Below are 15,221 nucleotides of genomic sequence, written 5' to 3'. Positions count from 1 at the left end.
TTTCGTATTTTTTATAGATGGGATCCTCTATGACTCGTTATATCTTCGTCACCGGCGGCGTGGTTTCTTCACTTGGTAAAGGCATTGCGTCGGCTTCTTTAGCGGCAATTTTAGAAGCGCGTGGTCTAAAGGTTACCCTCTTAAAGCTCGATCCGTATATTAACGTTGACCCAGGAACTATGAGTCCATTTCAGCATGGCGAAGTTTTCGTTACTGAAGATGGCGCAGAAACTGACTTAGACCTAGGTCACTATGAGCGTTTCGTGAATACCACTATGACGCATCGAAATAACTTCACCACGGGTCGTATTTACCAAGATGTCTTGAAAAAAGAACGTCGTGGCGACTACCTTGGTGGCACTGTTCAGGTCATTCCTCATATTACTGATGAAATTAAGCGCCGCGTAATTGATGGCGCTGGCGATGCCGATGTAGCACTAGTCGAAGTGGGTGGCACCGTGGGTGATATTGAATCTCTACCATTCTTAGAAGCTATCCGTCAAATGAAGGTAGAGCTAGGCAGCCGTCGAGCATTATCAGTGCATTTAACCTTGGTACCTTACTTAAAAACGGCCGGTGAAGTTAAAACGAAGCCAACGCAACACTCAGTTAAAGAGCTTCGCACCATTGGTCTTCAGCCAGATATTTTATTATGTCGTTCTGAAATGCCGATTGGTAAAAATGAATTGCGCAAAATTGCGCTGTTCACTAACGTTGAAGAACGAGCGGTTATTCCATTAGAAGATGCCGATACTATCTACCGCATTCCTGGTAAATTATCTCAAGCTGGCTTAGACGCCATTGTTGTAGAACGTTTCGGCCTTGAGTGCGACGAAGCAGACTTATCTGATTGGGAAGACGTGACCGACCGTAAGCTTAACCCAGAGCGGGAAGTGACCATTGCCATGGTTGGTAAGTATATGGAGCTACTTGATGCCTATAAGTCGCTTATTGAAGCAATAGACCATGCCGGTATCCGTTCACGTACGAAAGTAAAAATTAAATACATCGACTCAGAAGACATTGAGAAAAATGGCACTGATATTCTAAACGATGTATCAGGCATTTTAGTTCCCGGTGGTTTTGGCCATCGTGGCGTTGAAGGCAAAATACAGACTGCACAGTTTGCGCGTGAAAACAAAGTACCTTATTTAGGTATTTGTTTAGGCATGCAAGTTGCGGTAATTGAATATGCTCGTAATGTGTGTGGTTTAGACGGCGCACATTCTACTGAGTTTGACCGCCAGTCACGACACCCTGTCATTGGTTTGATTACTGAATGGATTGAGTCAGATGGCATGAAGGTAGAACGTAATGAATCGACCGACCTTGGCGGCACCATGCGCCTAGGTGGGCAAGAGTGTCAGCTTGCTGAAGAGTCTATCTCATTAGAATGTTACGGCGAGCCCCGTATCGTTGAGCGTCATCGTCATCGCTATGAAGTTAACAATCATTATATCTCTGACCTAGAAAAAGCCGGTTTACGCATTGCTGGACGATCAGTAGATGGTGCGCTAGTAGAAATTATTGAAAACCCAGATCATCCTTGGTTTGTTGCCTGCCAGTTCCACCCGGAGTTTACTTCTACTCCTCGTCGAGGACACGGGCTGTTTAGTGGTTTTATTTCAGCAGTAAATGATCACGCAACAAAATAGTTTAACTGCACAGAGAAGGGCTGCTTTACAAGTATTTAGGTTGCAGCCCTTTGAATTCGGTGGTTTTTAGGTTTATATATCCAAAACCGAGCAACAGTTTGAGCATTTTTACTGAAAACTCGCAATTTTGACTTAGATGCATATAATGCCTGCAAAGAGTTTTTTGTAACAAAATTACATTTTGATTGACCCTGAACAATAACTTCTTCCCTCAAGTAGCGAACAATGGACGCACTTTGAATCAAAACTCAGGAGAGTGACAGCATGGCAAAGATTGTAGATATTAAAGCACGCGAAATTATTGATAGCCGCGGTAACCCAACCGTTGAAGCAGATGTAACACTTGAAGGCGGTGCAAAGGGTCGTGCTGCAGCACCTTCTGGCGCATCTACAGGTTCTCGCGAAGCATTAGAATTACGTGATGGCGATAAGAGTCGTTTCTTAGGTAAGGGTGTACTAAAAGCCGTTGCCGCGATTAACGGTCCTATCCGTGATGCGCTAATCGGTAAAGATGCGTTAAACCAAGTTGAAATCGACCAAGTGATGATCGATTTAGACGGTACCGAAAACAAGTCTAACTTTGGTGCAAACGCAATTTTGGCGGTTTCTTTGGCGAATGCTAAAGCAGCGGCTATTGCCAAAGGTGTTGAGCTATACGTTCACATTGCCGATCTTAACGGTACTCCAGGCGTTTACTCAATGCCATTACCAATGATGAACATCATCAACGGTGGTGAGCACGCAGACAACAACGTTGATATTCAAGAATTTATGATTCAGCCTGTTGGTGCAAAAACACTGAAAGAAGCTATTCGTGTTGGCGCAGAAGTTTTCCATAACCTTGCTAAAGTATTAAAAGGTAAGGGTTTAAGCACGGCTGTAGGCGATGAGGGTGGTTTTGCACCAAACTTAGAAAGTAACGCAGCAGCATTGGCCGCAATAAAAGAAGCCGTTGAAGCTGCCGGCTATGAATTAGGTAAAGACGTTACCCTTGCTATGGATTGTGCTGCATCTGAGTTCTATGACAAAGCAGCGGGCAACTACAACATGAAAGGCGAAGGCAAAATCTTCACTTCTGAAGAGTTTAACTTCTACCTACAGGGCCTTGCTAACGATTACCCAATCGTCTCTATTGAAGATGGATTAGACGAATCTGATTGGGATGGCTTTAAGCACCAAACAGAATTGTTAGGTGACAAGCTTCAATTAGTTGGAGATGACTTGTTTGTAACCAACACTAAGATCCTTGCGAAAGGCATCGAAATGGGTGTTGCTAACTCTATCTTGATTAAATTCAACCAAATCGGTTCATTAACTGAGACATTGGCTGCTATCAAGATGGCAAAAGATGCAGGCTATACAGCGGTTATTTCTCACCGTTCAGGCGAAACTGAAGACGCAACTATTGCTGATTTAGCTGTTGGTACCGCTGCAGGCCAAATCAAAACAGGTTCTATGAGCCGTTCTGATCGAGTTGCTAAATACAACCAGTTAATCCGCATTGAAGAAGAATTGGGTGATAAAGCTCCCTACAATGGTCTTAAAGAAGTCAAAGGCCAAGCCTAAATAGGCATTTGTTGCATTTATTTGCAACGAATAGGTGAAAATATGAAAAGGGGGCTTGGCTCCCTTTTTTTTATGCGTAAGAATAGGCCACCCAGAACAAAGAGATGAATATGCGCCTGATCCAAGTCGCCCTGTTAGTGTTAATTGTCATGTTGCAGTACCGTTTTTGGTTTGCCGAGAATGGCTATACCGATCGTAAACGGCTAGAAAGCAATATTGCGGCGGCTCAGTTTGATTTGTCGGTAATACAACAAAAGAATGCCAATCTCGAAGCGAAGGTCACTGACCTAAAAAATGGTACAGGTGCCATTGAAGAGTTAGCACGCCAAAATTTGGGGTTAATCAAACCCGGCGAAACGTTCATTATGATCAATGAACCGAGCACATTTAAATGACCGTTCATGTCGTTTTTCCATCCGCAGGCGTAGGTTCTCGATTTGGCGCAGACATTCCAAAGCAATTCGTCAAAATTGCCGGAAGAACAATCATGGAATGGACGCTACTTGCGTGGCAGAACGCACCCATTGACGGCTTGAGAATTCTAGTTAAATCAAAAGATGATGCTCATAGTAACCAAATTCTTAAACAATTCGATGGCCAGTTTCAGAGCGTTTTAGGCGGCAAGGAGCGCAGTGATTCGGTGCTCAATGCATTAAGCTATCTACGCAAACATGGTAAAGCTGATGATTGGGTCATGGTGCACGACATAGCTCGACCCTGCGTGAGCCAGTCCGATATTCAGGCGCTCTTAAACGCCTGTTTAAAGAATAATCAGGGCGCTATTCTTGCTAAGCCCATATCTGACACAGTTAAACAGCAAATAGCCGGTCAAGTGGTATCAACGCTTGATCGCTCAACATTATGGTCTGCCTTAACGCCACAGTGTTTTAAATTAGCTCAGTTGTCAGATGCACTTGAATCGGCGCTTGCTAAAGGCTTAACAATTACCGATGAAGCCAGTGCGATAGAGCAAGCAGGCCTGCCAGTACAATTGATCGAAGGCAGTGCAGACAATATCAAACTAACTCGTGCAGAAGACGCTGAGTTGGTCCACTTTTATCTTAAAAAACAAAAGCGAATTTCTAATGTTTAAAATCGGGCATGGATACGATGTACACCGGTTTGATACGCAATCAAGCCCGGGAGACATAATGCTGGGGGGCGTTAAAGTGCCAAGTGAGCATTTACTACTAGCGCACTCCGATGGCGATGTGGTTCTGCATGCCGTTTGCGATGCATTATTAGGTGCTGTGGCACTGGGCGATATTGGCGAGCACTTCCCGGATACTGATGAACAGTGGAAAGGTGCCGATTCGCGGGCATTGTTACGGCATGTTGTTACTTTAATCAGTGAGCACGGCTATCAGCTGAGCAATCTTGATATTACCGTTGCCGCGCAAGCACCTCGCTTAAAAGACTATAAAGCAAAGATGGCGAGCACAATCGCCAATGACCTTGATGTAAATGTAGATCAGGTTAATGTGAAAGCCACCACAACAGAAAAACTTGGCTTTGTGGGGCGAAAGGAAGGCATTGCTGTCGATGCCGTGTGTTTATTGATGAAGGCGAATAAATGACCTACCCCTTGGTTTGGCCGCATGCACATAATATAGACCGGACTCACGGCACTCTAAAACTGTATCCAAAAGATTTCAAAGTTGTAGAACGCTTACCAGAAACCCCTTCGGGGGAGGGCGAGCATCTATGGCTGAAAATAGAAAAAACGAATCAAAATACGGCTTGGGTAGCTCGGCAAATAGCTAAGTGGGCGGGCGTTGGCGCGCGTGATATAAGTTACGCCGGCTTGAAAGACCGTCAAGCGGTGACAATCCAAACCTTTTCCATTCACCTTCCGGGTAAAGAAACGCCAGATCTATCTCTTTTCAACATTGATCAAGTAACCGTAATCGAAGCCAAACGGCACGGGAAAAAACTCCGTACGGGTCAATTGATCGGCAATCACTTTTCTATTCGAGTTCGTGAAGTTGAGCAAACCGAAGAGCAGGTGAGTTTAGCTTGGCAAACACTCTGCGAACAAGGCATTCCAAACTACTTTGGACCGCAACGTTTTGGTCGTGAAGGGCGCAATGTTCAAGACGGTGTAGAGTGGCTAATGGGCCAGAAAAAACTACCGAAAAATCTGCAATCAATTTGCCTATCAGCCGTTCGCTCCTATTTCTTTAATGAATTATTAGCTGATCGAATAGAGCAAGGCACTTGGAATCAATTGATTGAGCATGACTTTGCGCAATTTAATGCCGGTAAAGCAGGTTTCTATTTAGAGACATTGGCAAATAACGATATAGAGCGTTGTGCGCAAGGTGAAATCTCTCCATGTGCCAGCTTGCCAGGTGAAAGCCGTGATGAGTTTACTGGTTTAGATTTGAGAGAAGGCCAACTATTAGACAAACATAAAGACGTTTTAGCTGCATTGAAGGCAAAACGCGTCGCACGGCATTTTCGTAAGCTGCGAGTTTTCCCGGAGACACCGGAGTTGAGTTTTGAACAAGGCGATCCGGTTTTTTCGTTCTTCTTGCCGGCCGGCAGCTATGCCACCGCGGTGATGACCGAATTATTTGACTGGAAATTAGGCTCGTTAAGTGCGGATTGGAACGAATAATGAGAGGACAGATTCAAGGGATAGGCATGACGTCCGCACGGACACGCGCAAGACTGATAGAAAGATTATTCGAACAAGGAATTCGAAACCCCGTCGTTCTTGAGTGCTTTGATAAAGTGCCGCGGCATTTGTTTGTTGATGAAGCCCTTGGGCATAAAGCCTATGAAGATATATCGGTACCTATTGGCTATGCGCAAACCTTATCGCAGCCTTACATTGTTGCAAGGATGACCGAGTTAGTCTTACAAGCAGAGCACCATGACACCGTATTAGAAATAGGCACAGGATCAGGCTTCCAAACCTGTGTACTGGCCAATGTGATCAACGAGGTTTATAGCGTAGAACGTATTGAGCCCCTACAAAAGAAGGCTCGAGAGCGTATTCGAGCGTTAAAGCTCTATAACACTAACTTAAAAATGGCGGATGGTTTTCTTGGCTGGCCGTCGCAAGCTCCCTTTGATGTTATTATCGGCACTGCAGCACCCGCTATTCCACCAAAGGAGCTGATCGACCAATTGATCCCTGATGGTGGTCGACTCATTATGCCTATTGGTGAAGAAGAGCAGTATTTAACGGTTATAGACAAGCATGGCGACCAATTAGATATCCAAAAAATAGAGCCGGTGGTTTTTGTACCAATGTTACAAGGAGTTAAAAAAGGGTAATGAAAGACATTATTAGTTGGTTTTTAAAAGGTGCTGCAATGGGTATTGCCGATGGGGTTCCAGGCGTCTCTGGTGGCACCATTGCCCTAATCACTGGCATATACGAACGCTTTATTGCGGCAATTGCTGCTTTTAAACCTTCCTTATGGCGTTTTGTGCAACAAAAAGACTTCAACGGGCTCTGGCTAGCGATTGATGGTCGTTTTTTGCTCGCACTGGGTGCCGGAATTCTACTAAGCTTGTTTAGTACCTTGTCGGTTATGCATTGGTTGCTGGAAAACCTAGCGCCAGTAGTATGGGCATTCTTTATGGGTGTTATTATCGTATCGCTTTGGTTTATGTGTGTGGGAAAAAAATGGCAGCTAAACGACTTTATGTTGCTAGTAGGAGGTGCAGTGATCGCCTTGGGCCTAATATTTTCAACACCCGCTGACATAGAGGCGACGCCAATGATACTTATTTTAGGGGGGGCTATTGCTATTTCAGCGATGATTCTACCGGGGATATCTGGCTCGTTTATGCTCTTGTTGCTAGGGCTTTACCCTGTAGTGGTCGAAGCGGTTCATGCGCGAGATGTCGTCATTGTGTTGTGGGTAGCGTTGGGTTGCTTAGTAGGTATTTTATCTTTTTCGCAAGTCTTGCAATGGCTGTTAAAGCGCTGGCATGATCGAGTGATGAGTTTTATGTTGGGGTTTGTCGTGGGCGCGTTGGTTAAAGTATGGCCTTGGCAAATAGCGGAAGGCCAACTTTGGTTGTCGCCAAGCCAATATGCAGATGCTACAGGTTTGCCAAGTTATTTAATTTTATCATTAATATCTTTTCTAATAGGCAGTATCTTGGTTTGGTTATTGACCACAAGGTCAAATGTTTGAAAAAATCAAGTTTTTTTGATATTTGATTAGATGGTTTAGTCATTTAAAACTCTGTTTGAATGACAAGTGGTAATAACAATTGCTTAAATAACAGTGTTCATTCGACAAAAATAATGTGAACGGCGTCTATAAATGAGGATAAATACCCAGTGTTTTTAGTGTCAAAAAACAAGCTCGTCTATTTTTTGATCATTTTATTGAGTGGTTGTATTAACCAAGCTCGCTTTACCTCATTGGATAATGACCAGTCCGTGCTTTCGTCGGTTAAAAAGCCCGCCGAGATAAAGTCTGTTTATGTCGAATCTAATCCAGAGTTCTATTTAGTGAAACCCGGTGACACCTTGTACTCCATAGCTTTCCGCTTTGGTCTGGATTATAAAAAACTAGCGAATGCCAATAATATTGATCAAAGTTACGCGATTTATGAAGGCCAAGCTTTAGCGTTAAAAGAAGCGAATGCAAAGCAAATCGTAGCAAAACCGGCCAGTAAACCCGTTCAAAAACCAACTACAAACACAGCAAAAACACCAGTTACAAAAGTTAACGATGATAGTGTTAAGCTGTCAAATGCAGTAAACCAATTAGGCAGTTCTGCACCGCAATCATGGCTGTGGCCACATAACGGGAAAATAGTACGAACATACCAGGCTAATTCGTCTACGCAAAAAGGCATTGATATCCGCGGTGTAATTGGAGACTCTGTATCTGCGACGGCAAGTGGAATTGTCGTTTATGCAGGTAATGGGTTACCTGGCTACGGAAACTTGATCATAGTTGAACATTCAGGGTCTCTTCTAAGTGCCTATGCATTTGCTCAGAAGATACTTGTCAGCGAAAGTGATAGGGTCTCAGCTGGACAACAAATTGCCACGATGGGTAAGCAAGGTGACCAGCCAGGCTTGCACTTCGAGATAAGACGGAACGGAAAGCCAGTTGATCCACAGTCATATTTGCCAAAGCGCTAAAGACTTTAGGATTCCTTCCGATATAAAGAAGCTATAGAAGCACAGGTGAAAGACTATGACAGAACTCAGGGACAATAAGTCTGCTATTGCAGAAGAAAATATGAAGAGTTTCACTAACCTAATTAGTGCTCCCGAGCTATCAGCCTTCAATACGGAAGCTGAATCAGCTCAATTCGATGAAACAGAAAATGACGGTGAATTTCAGGAAGCACTCAATGCCAATGGATCTATTCAGCGATCGTTAGATGCGACTCAGCTTTATTTAAATGAAATTGGCTTTTCTCCGCTGCTAAGTCCAGATGAAGAAGTATATTTTGCGCGCCTAGCTCGTAAAGGTGAACCGTCTGGTCGAAAGCGAATGATCGAAAGTAACCTAAGGCTGGTGGTTAAAATAGCTCGTCGCTATTTGAATCGCGGCTTAACGCTCCTAGATTTAATTGAAGAGGGCAACTTGGGCTTAATTCGTGCGGTTGAAAAATTCGATCCCGAACGAGGTTTCCGTTTTTCAACCTATGCGACTTGGTGGATTCGTCAAACCATTGAGCGTGCAATAATGAATCAAACTCGCACAATTCGTTTACCGATTCATGTCGTTAAAGAATTAAACGTATATTTACGTGCGGCTCGTGAGTTGACTCAAAAGCTTGACCACGAACCTACGCCAGAAGATATTGCAGTGCTGCTCGACAAACCGGTTGCAGATGTTAAGAAAATGTTGGCACTTAACGAGCGTGTCACCTCAATTGACACTCCGGTTGGTCCGAGCTCTGAAAAAAGTTTATTGGACACCATTGCTGATGATCACGCAAATGACCCATCTGATGAGCTGCAAGAGCAAGATTTAAAACAGTCTATTGATCGCTGGTTAGATGAATTGTCAGAGAAGCAAAGAGAAGTTGTTGCACGTCGATTTGGTCTACGCGGACACGAAACTTCTACTTTAGAAGACGTTGGTCGAGAGATTGGCTTAACTCGTGAGCGAGTTCGGCAGATTCAAGTGGAATCGCTGCGCAGATTACGCGATATTATGGAGAAGCAGGGATTGTCAGCAACCGCACTGTTTGGTGCATAGAGACTGAATTAACCTTTAGGCATAAAAATACCGGCCTCAGCCGGTTTTTTTATGCCATTCAAAAATTAGCGTTCTAAGAATTCACGCTTACCAGGCACACCGTTCTGCTCATCTGCATCAGGGCAAGCATCTTTCTGTTCGGTAATGTTAGGCCATACTTCAGCTAGCTCAGCATTAAGCTCGATAAAATCAATTTGATCGGCAGGGACTTCGTCTTCCGATAAAATAGCTTCTGCAGGGCATTCAGGCTCACATAACGCACAGTCGATACATTCATCAGGGTGAATGACCAAAAAATTAGGGCCTTCATAGAAACAGTCAACTGGACAGACTTCTACGCAGTCGGTGTATTTACACTTAATGCAGTTCTCTAAGACAACAAAGGCCATGAAAATTCTCTTTAGTTAATAATTAGACGATGAGCGTATTCTAGTGCCCAAACCGCTGAGTCTCAAGATGATATTGATTCAATTATAGCGCAACGATATTTCTAAATAGCATATCAAAGTATATTTTAATGACTATAGTCGCTTTTTACTATCATAAAGCCAGTCTAGAGCTTGTTTTGCCGTGAAATTATCTAAATCTAAAGACTGCAATGCATCTACTAATGGGTGTTGAGAAACTGCGAACAAATCTGCTTGCTGAGGTGCCTCATTCACTACCTGTGTATTATGTTTTGCAGGTTGCATAGAGACTTCACCACCTAAGCTGATTGCTTCTAGCTCTTGCAACTTGTGCTTGGCATTGCGAATTACAATTTCTGGCACACCGGCGAGCCTAGCGACCTGAATACCGTAACTTTGGCTTGCAGGCCCAGGTTGAACCCTGTGTAAAAACACTAAACGATCATCGTGTTCAGTCGCATCTAAATGCACGTTGGCTACCTCAGGTGTTTGTTCGGCAAGTGCCGTCATTTCAAAGTAGTGTGTGGCGAATAAAGTGAGTGCTTTAACATCGGCAACGAGCTGTTGAGCTGTCGACCAAGCTAATGAAAGGCCATCAAAGGTACTGGTACCACGACCTACTTCATCCATAATGACTAAGCTGTTTTGAGTCGCATTATGTAAAATGTTTGCCGTTTCAGTCATTTCGACCATAAAGGTAGAGCGACCGCCAGCAACGTCATCTGAAGAGCCCATACGCGTAAAGATTCGATCAATTGCGCCAATAGTCGCTTTTTCTGCAGGAACATAACTGCCAATACAGGCGAGCAATGTAATTAGCGCCACTTGGCGCATGTATGTCGATTTACCACCCATGTTAGGCCCGGTGATAATTTGCAAGCAAGAACTCGCGTTTAGCAAAGTATCATTAGGCACAAAAGGAACGGTTGAAAGGGCTTCAATAACTGGATGACGCCCGGCACAGATGTTAATACCTGCTTGTTCAACTAAGTTAGGCGCTACCCAGTTTAATTGATCAGCGCAATGAGCTAAACAAGATAAAACATCAAGCTCAATAATGGCATTGCAAGTGCTCTGTAACACATCAATGTCTTCTCCTAGACGTTGCACCAAAGATTCATAAAGCGCTTTTTCTTTGCTTAACGCACGACTCTTCGCACTTAGCGCTTTATCTTCGAAGGCTTTAAGCTCTGGGATAATAAAACGTTCAGCGTTTTTCAGCGTTTGTCGTCGCACATATTCAACCGGCGCATTCGCAGATTGAGACTTACTGATTTCAATGTAATAACCATGCACACGGTTGTAGCCAACCTTGAGCGATGCCAAGCCCGTACGCTGTTTTTCTTCGGTTTCTAAGCGAGTTAAAAACTCAGTCGCATTTGAATCAAGGTTTCGAAGTTCATCTAATTCAGCATCATAACCGTCGGCAATTACGCCACCTTCACGAATAATGACTGGTGGGTTATCAATGATCGCGCATTGAAGCTCTTCTACCCAGCGCTCATCTGCGGTTAACTGTTCGGCAAGATCAGACAGCAATGGAGAATCTATTTGCGCTAAAAGTGCTTGCAACTGGGGGACCGCGATCAAGGCTTCTCGAAGCCGAATTAAATCACGAGGTCGGGCGGAGCCCAATGCAATACGTGTTAAAACACGCTCAACATCACCAATGGGCTTAAGCATTTGCTCAAAAGCCTCATAGTGAAAATTATTTAGTAGCGCAGCAATGGCTTGCTGGCGCTGTTTTAAAATATGTTGATCTCGAAGAGGGCGGTTAAGCCAGCGCCGCAGTGCTCGACTACCCATTGCGGTAGAACTGCAATCCATTAGAGAATAAAGAGTGTTGCCTTCTTCGCCGCGAATATTGATATCTATTTCTAAATTTCGTCGTGTAGCACCATCTAATAACACACTGTCTTCATGGCGCTCCGCGGTAATGGCTCGAATATGAGGCAAGTCGCCACGCTGGGTTTCTTTCGCGTATTGAATAAGGCAACCCGCTGCACGAATAGCGGTATGCATGCTCTCGATACCAAAACCGGAGAGGTCTTTTGTTTTGAACTGAGTCGTTAATGCATCAACACTGGTATCGTAGTCAAACTGCCAAATGGGTTGAGCTCGCAATGCGCTTTCAGCGCCTACCGAAGGTAACTCAACATCTTCAGGGTGTAATAGCTCGCGAATTTTAAGGCGCTCAAGCTCGGCCTCTAAACTAGTTGAATCAGGTAGCTCCTGAACCGCGAAACGACCGCCAGCCATGTCTAAGGTTGCCAGTCCCCAAGTTTCATCGTAAAGAAACGCACAACCGAGTAGGTTTTCTTGCCGATCTTGCAGATAAGCCTCATCACTTAAGGTTCCCGGCGTTAAAACACGAACAACCTTACGTTCAACAGGGCCTTTTGATGTTGCAGGGTCACCAATTTGTTCACAAACCGCAACGGTATGACCGCCTTGTACTAACCGAGCAATGTAGTTTTCAGCCGCATGATACGGAATGCCTGCCATCGGAATTGGCTGACCACCGCTTTGCCCACGACTGGTCAATGTAATATCAAGCAAACGCGCAGCATTTTTAGCATCATCAAAAAACAACTCATAGAAATCGCCCATTCGATAAAATAACAAATCGTTTGGGTGGTCTTTTTTCAAGCGAAAGAACTGCTGCATCATTGGCGTGTGCGCAGAACTATCCTTCTTAGTGTTTTTGGTGCTGTTTGCTTTAGTCATAATCAATGCTTCTAAATAAAAAATGGTGAATAGTTGGCCGTCTTCAAAGCTGCCGAACCCAATAACAAAATGGCAGCATCAAAACGGCGCACAGAATAGCAAACCTCAGGATAAACCACTATGGGGGAGGGCGGTTTAGGGCTGCGGGCTGCGGGTAAAAGACAGCTCGGAACGGGGTTAGCTAGGGGGGTGGGGTTGGTTTGAGCGGTTATCTGAGGCATGGATGCCGAAGTTTAGCGGCGCATGGAGGCGCTTGAAGCGGCCGCTCAAACCAACCCCACCACCCTAGCGGGTATCGCCACAAGCCAATCGTTAGCCGTTCCAGCGCACTCGGTGTTAAACTCAAGTCTAAACTTTAGGTGTTTTAGTTAAGGTGAAGCCATGATTTTGAATTTGGTAGCGCAGCTGCTTGAGCAGAAAAAAGAAACGTTGGTTACGGTTGAATCTTGCACTGGCGGCGGGATCGCGGCGCACTGTACGTCTTTGTCGGGTAGCTCGGTGTGGTTTCAAGGTGGTTGGGTGACTTATTCTAATGAAATGAAAGTTAACCTTGGGGTTCCGGCGCAGTTAATTGAGCAACATGGTGCAGTCAGTTCGGAAGTGGCTGCAGCGATGGCTGAGCAAGGGTTATTTAATTCTTCTGCGGATTGGGCAATATCGGTGACCGGTGTGGCGGGCCCAGGAGGCGGTAGTGTAGAAAAACCAGTCGGCACAGTTTGGTTTGGGCTAGCGTCTAAAAATAAAGTTTACACTTTCAAACGCTGCTTTGAAGGCGATAGGGAGGCGGTTAGAGCCCAAACTTGTCGTTATGCATTAGAGCAACTTACGCTTTATTTGCGATAAAAAACAAATTAAAGCTTGTCATCTAAAATCCAAACATGTAAAAATACTGTTTATTCATACAGCACTTGACCAGGATACAAAAAACCATGGAAACCAACAAAGAAAAAGCACTATCGGCCGCCTTATCTCAAATTGAGCGTCAATTCGGTAAGGGTTCTGTTATGCGCATGGGCGACCAGCAAGATGTGGTAATGCCAGCCATTTCAACTGGCTCGTTAGGTCTTGACATTGCCTTAGGCATAGGTGGTTTGCCAAAGGGTCGTGTTGTAGAAATCTATGGCCCTGAATCTTCTGGTAAAACGACGCTAACGCTTCAAGTTATCGCCGAAGCGCAAAAAGCAGGCGGTACCTGTGCTTTTGTTGACGCAGAGCACGCACTTGACCCTTCTTATGCCAAAAAGCTTGGGGTAAATGTAGATGATTTATTGGTGTCACAGCCCGATACAGGTGAGCAAGCACTAGAAATTACCGACATGTTGGTACGTTCAAATGCGGTAGACGTCATTGTAGTCGACTCTGTAGCTGCCTTAGTCCCTAAAGCAGAAATTGAAGGCGAAATGGGTGATCACCACGTAGGTTTGCAGGCTCGCTTAATGTCGCAAGCGTTGCGTAAAATTACCGGTAACATCAAAACAGCTAACTGCTTGGTCATCTTCATTAACCAAATCCGCATGAAAATTGGTGTGATGTTCGGCAATCCAGAAACAACCAGTGGCGGTAACGCACTTAAATTCTATTCATCAGTTCGTTTAGATATACGCCGTACAGGTACCGTAAAAGACGGTGATGAAGTCATTGGCTCTGAAACACGCGTAAAAGTAGTAAAAAACAAGGTATCTCCGCCGTTTAAGCAAGCTGAATTTCAAATTATGTATGGTAAGGGGATTTACCATATGGGCGAGGTCATTGATTTAGGTGTGAAAATTGGTCTTGTTGAAAAAGCCGGTGCTTGGTATAGCTATAAAGGCAATAAAATTGGTCAGGGTAAAGCAAACTCTGCCAGATTCCTTGAAGAAAATATGGATATTGCCAATGAAATTGAAACCGCTATTCGGGCTAAGTACTCGAATAAAGTTGAAGACGATAAAGGCGATGCCAAGGCAATAGACGCGAAAGCAGCTGAGCCAAAAGCAGCAAAATCTAAAGCGAAAGCAAAAGAAGATGCAGCGCAGTAACTTTTTGGAATACCTGAGTCAGGGATGACAATCTTTCTTCGCCTTACTGCTAAAGTAAGGCGCGATAGCAACTAGGTGCTAAAGTGAGTATTTGGAATACATCTTTAAATATCTTAGCTCGACGTGAACACTCCCAATCAGAACTGTTTACAAAATTGCAAACGCGATTTCCTGAGCAGCTAGATGAGATTGATGATGTAATTCTGCGTTTGCAAGAGCGTGGACTGCAAAGTGATGAACGCTACGCTCAAATCTGGTTTAACGGCCAAATAGCAAAGTATCGAGGTCCAAAGCGGATTCAATATGAATCCCGGCAAAAAGGTGTTGCCGACCGTATCGAAGCACTACTAAGTCAAGTCGAACAAGATTGGTATCAGCTCGCTTACGATGCAGTCGCAAGGCGATATCCGTCGGGTGCTACCTACGAAGATAAAGGTAAAATATATCGTTTTTTGAGCTATCGTGGCTTCAGTGGAGATATGATTCAATACGCATATGATGAACTTGCTCAAAAATATACAAATCTAACAGAAGGACACGATTCAACCGAATAGGCCGCCCCTACTTGCTGGTAATAGGTTCCTTCTTCTCTCAATAGTAACAAATTTCCTCTCTAAGCTGCCCGTTGTTCGGGCTATACCGCGTTATTCACTG

Annotated in this window: 15 protein-coding genes; 13 read left to right on the top strand and 2 right to left on the bottom strand. The window is 44.4% G+C overall.

Annotated features, from left to right (window positions below):
* Nucleotides 1-29 precede the first annotated feature (29 nt).
* The 10 genes from ACI882_RS13535 to rpoS all read left to right on the top strand — a co-directional run bounded on the left by ACI882_RS13535 (nucleotide 30) and on the right by rpoS (nucleotide 9,415).
* Nucleotides 30-1,655 (top strand): CTP synthase, encoded by a 1,626-nt coding sequence (locus tag ACI882_RS13535; RefSeq protein ID WP_411744669.1) that lies wholly within the window; start codon nucleotides 30-32, stop codon nucleotides 1,653-1,655.
* 264 nt (nucleotides 1,656-1,919) lie between these two features.
* The gene (eno, locus tag ACI882_RS13530; RefSeq protein WP_411744668.1) at nucleotides 1,920-3,221 is read left to right on the top strand and encodes a phosphopyruvate hydratase; all 1,302 of its coding nucleotides are present in this window, start codon (nucleotides 1,920-1,922) and stop codon (nucleotides 3,219-3,221) included.
* A 110-nt stretch (nucleotides 3,222-3,331) separates the two neighbouring features.
* Entirely contained in the window at nucleotides 3,332-3,616 is a 285-nt protein-coding gene (locus tag ACI882_RS13525; protein WP_411744667.1) for a septum formation initiator family protein, read from the top strand.
* A complete protein-coding gene (ispD, locus tag ACI882_RS13520; RefSeq protein ID WP_411744666.1) occupies nucleotides 3,613-4,314 on the top strand; it encodes a 2-C-methyl-D-erythritol 4-phosphate cytidylyltransferase in 702 nt (233 codons plus the stop codon). Before ACI882_RS13525 ends, ispD begins: the two co-directional genes overlap by 4 nt.
* Nucleotides 4,307-4,798, top strand: a complete 492-nt coding sequence (gene ispF, locus ACI882_RS13515; RefSeq protein WP_411744665.1) for a 2-C-methyl-D-erythritol 2,4-cyclodiphosphate synthase — start codon at nucleotides 4,307-4,309, stop codon at nucleotides 4,796-4,798. The genes ispD and ispF overlap by 8 nt, the downstream gene beginning before the upstream one ends.
* Nucleotides 4,795-5,841, top strand: coding sequence for a tRNA pseudouridine(13) synthase TruD (gene truD, locus ACI882_RS13510; protein WP_411744664.1), 1,047 nt, complete (start codon nucleotides 4,795-4,797; stop codon nucleotides 5,839-5,841). The genes ispF and truD overlap by 4 nt, the downstream gene beginning before the upstream one ends.
* Nucleotides 5,841-6,506 (top strand): protein-L-isoaspartate(D-aspartate) O-methyltransferase, encoded by a 666-nt coding sequence (locus tag ACI882_RS13505; protein WP_411744663.1) that lies wholly within the window; start codon nucleotides 5,841-5,843, stop codon nucleotides 6,504-6,506. The genes truD and ACI882_RS13505 overlap by 1 nt, the downstream gene beginning before the upstream one ends.
* Nucleotides 6,506-7,378, top strand: a complete 873-nt coding sequence (locus ACI882_RS13500) for a DUF368 domain-containing protein (protein ID WP_411746975.1) — start codon at nucleotides 6,506-6,508, stop codon at nucleotides 7,376-7,378. The genes ACI882_RS13505 and ACI882_RS13500 overlap by 1 nt, the downstream gene beginning before the upstream one ends.
* 149 nt (nucleotides 7,379-7,527) lie before the next feature.
* Nucleotides 7,528-8,343 (top strand): peptidoglycan DD-metalloendopeptidase family protein, encoded by an 816-nt coding sequence (locus ACI882_RS13495; RefSeq protein ID WP_411744661.1) that lies wholly within the window; start codon nucleotides 7,528-7,530, stop codon nucleotides 8,341-8,343.
* Nucleotides 8,344-8,398: 55 nt separating this feature from the next.
* Nucleotides 8,399-9,415 carry an RNA polymerase sigma factor RpoS gene (rpoS, locus tag ACI882_RS13490; protein ID WP_411744660.1) on the top strand — a complete coding sequence of 339 codons (1,017 nt, stop codon included), beginning with the start codon at nucleotides 8,399-8,401 and terminating at the stop codon, nucleotides 9,413-9,415.
* A gap of 65 nt (nucleotides 9,416-9,480) precedes the next feature.
* Here rpoS and fdxA read toward each other — a convergent pair whose 3' ends face one another.
* Together fdxA and mutS are read right to left on the bottom strand one after the other, a co-directional pair.
* On the bottom strand, nucleotides 9,481-9,804 hold the full coding sequence (fdxA, locus tag ACI882_RS13485) for a ferredoxin FdxA (RefSeq protein ID WP_411744659.1): 324 nt from the start codon (nucleotides 9,802-9,804) through the stop codon (nucleotides 9,481-9,483).
* Nucleotides 9,805-9,936: 132 nt separating this feature from the next.
* Nucleotides 9,937-12,549 carry a DNA mismatch repair protein MutS gene (gene mutS, locus ACI882_RS13480; RefSeq protein WP_411744658.1) on the bottom strand — a complete coding sequence of 871 codons (2,613 nt, stop codon included), beginning with the start codon at nucleotides 12,547-12,549 and terminating at the stop codon, nucleotides 9,937-9,939.
* 381 nt (nucleotides 12,550-12,930) lie between these two features.
* On the opposite strand from mutS, the gene ACI882_RS13475 reads away from it, so the two are divergent.
* The 3 genes from ACI882_RS13475 (at nucleotide 12,931) to ACI882_RS13465 (ending at nucleotide 15,121) form a co-directional block, all read left to right on the top strand.
* Complete coding sequence (locus ACI882_RS13475; RefSeq protein ID WP_411748512.1) at nucleotides 12,931-13,392, top strand: CinA family protein; 462 nt, start codon at nucleotides 12,931-12,933, stop codon at nucleotides 13,390-13,392.
* Between the two features lie 86 nt (nucleotides 13,393-13,478).
* Nucleotides 13,479-14,567 (top strand): recombinase RecA, encoded by a 1,089-nt coding sequence (gene recA / locus ACI882_RS13470; protein ID WP_411748511.1) that lies wholly within the window; start codon nucleotides 13,479-13,481, stop codon nucleotides 14,565-14,567.
* An 83-nt stretch (nucleotides 14,568-14,650) separates the two neighbouring features.
* Nucleotides 14,651-15,121 (top strand): regulatory protein RecX, encoded by a 471-nt coding sequence (locus tag ACI882_RS13465; protein WP_411745788.1) that lies wholly within the window; start codon nucleotides 14,651-14,653, stop codon nucleotides 15,119-15,121.
* Nucleotides 15,122-15,221: the final 100 nt, after the last annotated feature.

Source organism: Reinekea sp. (assembly GCF_046710285.1).
Lineage (GTDB): Bacteria > Pseudomonadota > Gammaproteobacteria > Pseudomonadales > Natronospirillaceae > Reinekea.
The sequence above is the reverse complement of the archived record's forward strand: the minus strand, read 5'-3'. Positions and strand labels throughout refer to the sequence as shown.

Bases quoted from the DNA above. Each gene is read 5' to 3' on its own strand.
- mutS (WP_411744658.1), bottom strand. From the start codon at position 12,549: ATGACTAAAGCAAACAGCACCAAAAACACTAAGAAGGATAGTTCTGCG.
- rpoS (WP_411744660.1), top strand. From the start codon at position 8,399: ATGACAGAACTCAGGGACAATAAGTCTGCTATTGCAGAAGAAAATATG.
- ACI882_RS13500 (WP_411746975.1), top strand. From the start codon at position 6,506: ATGAAAGACATTATTAGTTGGTTTTTAAAAGGTGCTGCAATGGGTATT.
- fdxA (WP_411744659.1), bottom strand. From the start codon at position 9,804: ATGGCCTTTGTTGTCTTAGAGAACTGCATTAAGTGTAAATACACCGAC.
- ACI882_RS13475 (WP_411748512.1), top strand. From the start codon at position 12,931: ATGATTTTGAATTTGGTAGCGCAGCTGCTTGAGCAGAAAAAAGAAACG.
- recA (WP_411748511.1), top strand. From the start codon at position 13,479: ATGGAAACCAACAAAGAAAAAGCACTATCGGCCGCCTTATCTCAAATT.
- ACI882_RS13535 (WP_411744669.1), top strand. From the start codon at position 30: ATGACTCGTTATATCTTCGTCACCGGCGGCGTGGTTTCTTCACTTGGT.
- ACI882_RS13525 (WP_411744667.1), top strand. From the start codon at position 3,332: ATGCGCCTGATCCAAGTCGCCCTGTTAGTGTTAATTGTCATGTTGCAG.
- ACI882_RS13505 (WP_411744663.1), top strand. From the start codon at position 5,841: ATGAGAGGACAGATTCAAGGGATAGGCATGACGTCCGCACGGACACGC.
- truD (WP_411744664.1), top strand. From the start codon at position 4,795: ATGACCTACCCCTTGGTTTGGCCGCATGCACATAATATAGACCGGACT.
- ispF (WP_411744665.1), top strand. From the start codon at position 4,307: ATGTTTAAAATCGGGCATGGATACGATGTACACCGGTTTGATACGCAA.
- ispD (WP_411744666.1), top strand. From the start codon at position 3,613: ATGACCGTTCATGTCGTTTTTCCATCCGCAGGCGTAGGTTCTCGATTT.
- eno (WP_411744668.1), top strand. From the start codon at position 1,920: ATGGCAAAGATTGTAGATATTAAAGCACGCGAAATTATTGATAGCCGC.